Origin of the sequence: Collinsella sp. AF37-9 (genome assembly GCF_003475115.1) — a bacterium.
Classification (GTDB): domain Bacteria; phylum Actinomycetota; class Coriobacteriia; order Coriobacteriales; family Coriobacteriaceae; genus Collinsella.
Genome location: NZ_QROQ01000064.1, coordinates 1 through 916, shown reverse-complemented (window position 1 = coordinate 916; position 916 = coordinate 1). Strand labels below are relative to the sequence as shown.

The 916-nt window shown below is 68.7% G+C and carries 1 protein-coding gene; it reads right to left on the bottom strand.

The window, feature by feature from the left end:
* Window positions 1–916: sugar nucleotide-binding protein (locus tag DW024_RS09905; RefSeq protein WP_233541380.1), on the bottom strand; the 916-nt coding region annotated here is incomplete at both ends.

Here is a 916-nt window from a genome sequence, read left to right as displayed (position 1 = left end):
CCAGCACATGGAAGATGGCGGCGGCCATGTCGCGCGTGAAGGTCAGGCGTCCCAGCTGGTCGTCCACGACGGTGACCTGCGCGAGCCCGTCCTCCGGGTCGGCGACGCGGTCGGACAGCCACTTCATGGTCTTGACGAAGTTGTGCCCCTCGCCGATGACCCAGGAGCTGCGCATGATGTAGTGGCGCGGGCACCCCGCCACGGCGATGTCGCCGGCCGCCTTGGTCTGGCCGTAGACGGACAGCGGGCTGAGGGGCTCGTCCTCGGTGTGCACCTCCGCGGTGCCGTCGAAGACGTAGTCGCTGGACATGTGGACGAGCGTGATCCCGTGCCCGGCGCAGGTGCGGGCGAGCAGGGCCGGCCCGGTCGCGTTGGCCTTCCAGGCGACAACGCGGCCCTCGGGGGTCTCGGCTTTATCCACGGCCGTGTAGGCGCCGCAGTTGATGACGGTGCCGTAGAGCGACCAGTCGTACTGCGCGTAGGCCGCCGGGTCGGACATGTCGAAGGTGTCGATGTCGCAGAAGTCGAAGTCCTTCGCGACGCCGCGCTCCTCGGCGAGCGCGCGGACCGCATGGCCCAGCTGGCCGTTGCAGCCGGTGACGAGGGTGCGCCTGGGCGCCATGGGGATGACGTCCTTGAGCATCGGGTGGTTTTTGTCCGCCTCGGAGACGGTGGCCTGATCCAGCGGGATGGGCCACTCGATGGCGAGCTCCGGGTCGGCGAGGTTCACGAAGGTGTAGGTCCTCTTGAGCTCCAGCGACCAGTGGGCGTCCACCAGGTAGGTGTAGGCGGTGCCGTCCTCCAGGGCCTGGAAGGAGTTGCCCACGCCGCGCGGGACGTAGATGGCCTTGCTGGGATCCAGAACGGTCGTGAACACCTTCCCGTAGGTGGCGCTGCCCTCGCGCAGGTCGACCCA